Raw genomic sequence first — 5455 nt, forward strand, 5'->3', positions numbered from 1 at the left:
CGGTTTCGCGAAACCGATGTGGGTGGGCGACATCTACGCCTGGGGCAGCGACCACCAAGGGGTCGGCCACAACCCGGCCAAGACGGGCGGGTACAACTCGAAGCTCACCTCGCACCGGCGCTACGACCTGCCGGGCGCGGTGTGGGCGGACATCAACTACAGCGCGGCCGAGCCGTTCGAGATCGACATCGTCGGGTAGGTCAGGCGGGCGGCAGCGCGCGGCACAGCGCGTCGAGGGCCGCCGGGTAGGCGTGCTCGGGCGGTGTCGCATAGCCGACGACCAAGCCGTCCATTGTGGACATCGTGCTGTCCGGGTGGCGGAAGGCGGCCAGGCCGTCCAGCGCCAGTCCCTGCCAGGCCGCGGCCTTCAGCGCGGCTTTCTCGGTGCCCGGCGGGAGCCGCAGCACGGCGTGCAGGCCGGCGGCGATCCCGGTCGGCGTCACGTGCGGGGCCCGCTCGGCGAGCGCTGTCACGAGCTGGTCGCGCCGGCGGCGGTAGTGCCGGCGCATCCGGCGGATGTGCCGGTCGTACGCGCCCGCGTTCAGGAATTCGGCCAGGGTGAGCTGGTCCAGCGCGCTCGCCCACGCCTCGCGCTCGCCTTTCACAGCCAGCACCTGGTCGACGAGGTGCCCGGGCAGCACCAGCCAGCCCAGGCGCAGCGCGGGCGAGAGGCTCTTGCTCACCGAGCCGACGTAGACGACGTGCTCGGGATCGAGGCCTTGGACGGCGCCGACCGGCTTGCGGTCGTAGCGGAACTCGCCGTCGTAGTCGTCTTCGAGGAGCACACCGCCGGCCGCGCGGACGTGCCCGACGACCGCGGTGCGGCGGTCGTGGTGCAGCGGGCCGCCGGTCGGGAACTGGTGGGCGGGCGTCAGCAGCACCGCCGGGACGTCCAGGTCTTCGACGCGCGCGCCGTGTTCGTCGAGGGCCAGAGGGATCGTCCGCACCCCGGCGGCGGCGAAGATCGAGCGGTGGAACGCCAAGCCGTAGGACTCGACGGCGAGCGGTCCCCGCAGCACGGCCGGGAACAGCAGCCGCAGGGCGTGCGCGAACCCCGAGCACACGACGATCCGCTCCGGTGACGTCCGCACGCCGCGAGCACGGGCGAGGTACTGGGCGAGGGCTTCCCGCAGTTCCGGACGGCCACGCGGGTCGCCGGGGCCGAAGGCGTCATGGGGCGCCACGGCGAGCGCGCGACGCGCGGCGGCGAGCCATTCGGTACGGGGGAACGACGTCGCGTCGGGCTGGCCCTGCCGGAGGTTGTACGCCGGTTTCGGCGCCCCCGGCGCCTTTTTCGGGGTCCGGACCGGCTTGAGGGGCTCGGCGCGTTCGGCGACCCGGGTACCGGAGCCCTGGACGGCGGTGAGCCAGCCTTCGGCGACCAGCTCGGCGTAGGCGTCGGCGACGGTGTTGCGGGCCAGTCCGAGATCGGCGGCCAGTGACCGGTAGGGCGGGAGCCGGGTGCCGGGGACGAGCCGCCCGGCGCGGACGGCGTCCCGCAGGGCGGCGATGAGCGCGGCCCGCTTGCCGCCGGGTGCCAGCTCGAGGTGCAGGTCGCGCTCCCCGGAATTGACCCAGTCTTTTGCCACGGAAATGCACCATACACGTGGGTCAAACCGGCCCTAGATTTCTGGTCATGACGAACTCCCGCCTCAACTTCGCCAAGACCGCCCCGAAGGCCTTCAAGGCCCTGATCGGCTTCGACGCGGCCGCTCGCGCCGGCCTCGACCCCGCGCTGGTCGAGCTGGTCCAGATCCGCGCGTCACAGCTCAACCGCTGCGCGTACTGCCTGCACATGCACACCTCCGACGCCCGCAAGGCCGGCGAAAGCGAGGAGCGGCTGCACATGGTCGCGGTGTGGCACGAGGCCGGGCACTTCTTCAGCGCGAAGGAGCGGGCGGCGCTGGCGCTGACCGAAGCCGTCACGCTCGTCCACGACGGTGGCGTCCCCGACGATGTGTATGCCCGCGCGCTCGAGGAGTTCGGCGAAGAGGAGCTGGCCCAGCTGCTCGCGCTGATCTTCACGATCAACACGTGGAACCGCATCGCCATCACGACGGCGAAGGTGCCGGGCACGGACGAGCGGGTGGCCCGGTAACGCGAACGGACCACCCTCGCCGAGCGAGGGTGGTCCGTCCGTCTTCCCGATTTCAGTCCGCGAGGGCGAGCAGGTCCTCCCGCTCCACGGCCGGCTCCTCGGCCGGGCGCTTGCGGGCTGCCAGGCCGCTGATCGCGACCAGCAGGCCGAGCACCGCGATCCCGGTGACCACGCTCAACGCCGGCGTCAGGCCGGTCAGCAGCGCGGCCGGGGAGGCCTCGCGGCCGCCGTTGGCGGTCAGGACCGCCGTGACCACCGCGAGCCCGATGGCGCCGCCCACCTGCAGTGACGTGTTCAGCAGACCGCCGGCCAGACCCTGCTCGTCGTCCGAGATGCCCGCCGTCGCCTGGATGTTGAGCGACGAGAACGCCAGCGTGAAGCCGATGCCCAGCAGGATCATGCTCGGCAGCACGCTGCCCGCGTACCCCGAGTGCTCGTCGATGCGCAGGAACAGCGCGTAGCCGATGACGTGCGCGACCACGCCCGCGAAGATCGTGCGGGGCGTGCCCACCCGGTCGATCAGCGGCTCGATGCGCGGGGAACCGAACGCCACGATCAGCGCCGCCGGCAGGAAGCCGAGCGCCGTCTGCAGCGCCGACCAGCCCAGGACCCGCTGCAGGTACAGCATCACGACGAACTGGAAGCCGATGTACGCGCCGAAGAACAGCGCGCCACCTAGGTTCGCGCGGGCCAGCGGGCCGGACCGCAGGATGCCCAGGCGCAGCAACGGGTGGCGGCTGCGCTTCTCGATGACCACGAACGTCACCAGCAGCGCGAGGGCGACGGCGAACGTGATCAGCGTGCGCGGGGCCGCCCAGCCGATCTCGGGCGCCTCGACCACGCCGAACACCAGCAGCAGCGAGCCGGCCGCGCCGGTGATGGCGCCCGGGAAGTCGTAACCCCGGCCTTCCTCGGCGCGGTACGACGGGATCAGCTTCCACGCCGCCACCAGCGCGATCAGCGCGATCGGGGCGGGCAGCAGAAACGTCCAGCGCCAGCCGACCTCGGTCAGCAGGCCGGAGAACACGAGGCCGGCGGAGTAGCCGCTGGCGCCGAACACGGCGAAGATGCTGATCGCCTTGTTGCGGGCCGGGCCCTCCTGGAACGTCGTGGTGATGATGGACAACGCGGCCGGCGCCGTGAACGCGGCGGCCAGGCCCTTGATGAACCGGCTGGCGATGAGCAGCGCGCCGTCGTCGACGAGGCCGCCGAGCAGCGAGGCCAGCGCGAACACCGCGACGGCGACGAGGAACACGCGACGGCGGCCGAGCAGGTCGGCGGTGCGGCCGCCGAGCAGCAGCAGACCGCCGTAGCCGAGGACGTAACCGCTGACGACCCATTGCAGCGCGTTGGTGGACAGGCCGAGATCGGCCTGGATGGCCGGGAGCGCGACCCCGACCATCGACACGTCGAGCGCGTCGAGGCCGATGACGATCGAAACGGTGAGCAGGACACCCCAGAGACGTGCGTCCCACCGCGTTGAAGTGGTGGACAAGGACACGGAAGAGCTCATGGCGGCGACATTACATGCACGCGCATCTAATGTCCAAGCATTTAATGAGTTTGCATCTGATGTCCGTGCATGCTATGTTGGTCGCCGTGAGCGACGTCGCCGAGAAGGAACTGGCCCAGGAGTGGCGCGAGCTGCTGGCCCGCTACTCGGCCGTGTTCAGCGCCCTCGAGTGCCGCCTGCAGGAGCGCCACGGCATCGGCGCGAACGAGTTCGAAGCCCTGGAAAGGGTCGCGACCGGCGAATCCAAGTGCCGGTCGGCCGACCTCACCGAGGCCATCCACCTCAGCCAGAGCGCCACGTCCCGGCTGGTCGCCCGCCTCGAGAAGGAGGGCTTGGTCGAGCGAGCCCTGTGCGACGTGGACCGGCGCGGCATCTTCGTGACGATCACCGAAGCCGGCCGGGAAAAGTACCTCGCGGCCAAGCAGACGCACCGCGAGGTGCTCGCGGAAACCCTGCGCTAGCCGACCGGGCCTTCGATCGCCTTCACCTGGATCTGCTGCTGCCCACCGGACGCCCGGGTCACCGTCAGCGTCAGCTGGTCACCCGGGTGATGCGTGTCCATCACGTTCGTCAACGTCGTCGCCGAGCCGACCGGCTTGCCGTCGATCGCCGTGATCACGTCCCCCGCCGCGAGGCCCGCCTTCTGCGCCGGCCCGCGCTGGACCACCTCGCGGACCCGCGCTCCGCCCTGGCCGTCGGACACCGAGACGCCGATGAACGCCGTCTTGCCGATGTGGATCTTGTCCGACGCCTGGCCCGCGACGATCTTGTGGGCGATGTCGACCGCCTGGTTGATCGGGATCGCGAAGCCCTGGCCCGCGCCGCCGCTGCGGCGGCCGTTCAGCTGGTAGCCGGTCGATGCCGCGGTGTTGACCCCGATGACCTGGGCGTTCGCGTTCACGAGCGGGCCGCCGGAGTCACCCGACTCGATGTTCGCCCGGACCTGGATGAGCCCGGTGAGCTGCTCGGACGATCCGCTCGACTCGTCCGACGCCGTGATCGACTGGTCCAGCGCCGTCACCGTGCCCGGCGCGGGCACCGGGTCGCCGCCGCGGCCGCCCGCGTTGCCGAGGCCGAGGATCTGGTCGCCGACCTGGGTCGTGGACGAGTCGCCGATCGACGCCGTGGGCAGGCCGGACGCGCCGCGCAGCTGCAGGACCGCGACGTCCTCGGTGCGGTCGTAGCCGACGACCTCCGCCTGGTAGGTGTCGCCGGTGCCGATGCTGGTGACCTTGATGCTGGTCGCGCCCGCGACGACGTGGTTGTTGGTCAGCACCTCGCCGTCGGCGGTGAGCACGATGCCGGTGCCCGCGGCGGCCGCTCCCTGCAGCCCGAGCTCGGTGTTGATGTTCACGATGGCCGGGTTGACCTTCGCCGAGACGGCGTCGACGTCCAGGACCGTCTTGGCCTCGCTGGGCTGCCCGGAGAAGCCGAAGTTCTGGTTGCCGCCCGCGGTGGGCGCGTTCGCCCCGGAGATCAGGTGCCCGATCCCGAGCCCGGCTACGACGGCCAGCGCGATCGCGACGACCGCGACACTCAGCGCCCGCAGCGGGTGACGGCGGGGCGGCGGCGGCTGGTAGGCGGGCTGGGGGTAGGCGTGGATCGGGTGCGTGTACGGCGAATACGGCTGTCCCCACTGGTCACGCGGCTGCTGGTGGTAGCCCTGGTCCCCCGGCTGCCGGTAGTGGTCCTGGGGTTGCTGGTACTGACCCTGGTCCCCTGGTTGCCGGTAGTGGCCCTGGTCCTGGGGCTGCTCGTAGTAGCCGTGGTCGGGTGGGTACCCGTTCTGCCCGTAGAAGTCCGGCGAGTACCCGCCCTGGCCGTAGCCGTACGGGTACTCGCCG

The 5455-nt window shown here is 71.4% G+C and carries 5 protein-coding genes and 1 pseudogene; 3 read left to right on the forward strand and 3 right to left on the reverse strand.

Annotated elements, in window-relative coordinates:
* Positions 1-199, forward strand: a pseudogene (locus CCN39_RS47835) (hypothetical protein); the annotation flags it as partial.
* Between the two features lies 1 nt (position 200).
* Here the strand turns inward: CCN39_RS47835 and pdxR are convergent.
* Complete coding sequence (pdxR, locus tag CCN39_RS47840) at positions 201-1589, reverse strand: MocR-like pyridoxine biosynthesis transcription factor PdxR (protein ID WP_086853822.1); 1389 nt, start codon at positions 1587-1589, stop codon at positions 201-203.
* 47 nt (positions 1590-1636) lie between these two features.
* On the opposite strand from pdxR, the gene CCN39_RS47845 reads away from it, so the two are divergent.
* Positions 1637-2098 (forward strand): carboxymuconolactone decarboxylase family protein, encoded by a 462-nt coding sequence (locus tag CCN39_RS47845; protein ID WP_086853824.1) that lies wholly within the window; start codon positions 1637-1639, stop codon positions 2096-2098.
* A 52-nt stretch (positions 2099-2150) separates the two neighbouring features.
* On the opposite strand, the gene CCN39_RS47850 is transcribed toward CCN39_RS47845, so the two are convergent.
* Positions 2151-3611 carry an MFS transporter gene (locus CCN39_RS47850; RefSeq protein ID WP_086853826.1) on the reverse strand — a complete coding sequence of 487 codons (1461 nt, stop codon included), beginning with the start codon at positions 3609-3611 and terminating at the stop codon, positions 2151-2153.
* An 86-nt stretch (positions 3612-3697) separates the two neighbouring features.
* On the opposite strand from CCN39_RS47850, the gene CCN39_RS47855 reads away from it, so the two are divergent.
* A complete protein-coding gene (locus CCN39_RS47855) occupies positions 3698-4072 on the forward strand; it encodes a MarR family winged helix-turn-helix transcriptional regulator (protein WP_086853828.1) in 375 nt (124 codons plus the stop codon).
* On the opposite strand, the gene CCN39_RS47860 is transcribed toward CCN39_RS47855, so the two are convergent.
* The coding region (locus CCN39_RS47860) for a S1C family serine protease (RefSeq protein WP_208630694.1) at positions 4069-5455 on the reverse strand (1387 nt) is incomplete at its 5' end. The genes CCN39_RS47855 and CCN39_RS47860 overlap by 4 nt on opposite strands.

Origin of the sequence: Amycolatopsis kentuckyensis (assembly GCF_002155975.1) — a bacterium.
Classification (GTDB): Bacteria; Actinomycetota; Actinomycetes; order Mycobacteriales; family Pseudonocardiaceae; genus Amycolatopsis; species Amycolatopsis kentuckyensis.

Bases quoted from the DNA above. Each gene is read 5' to 3' on its own strand.
- CCN39_RS47845 (WP_086853824.1), top strand. From the start codon at position 1,637: ATGACGAACTCCCGCCTCAACTTCGCCAAGACCGCCCCGAAGGCCTTC.
- CCN39_RS47850 (WP_086853826.1), bottom strand. From the start codon at position 3,611: ATGAGCTCTTCCGTGTCCTTGTCCACCACTTCAACGCGGTGGGACGCA.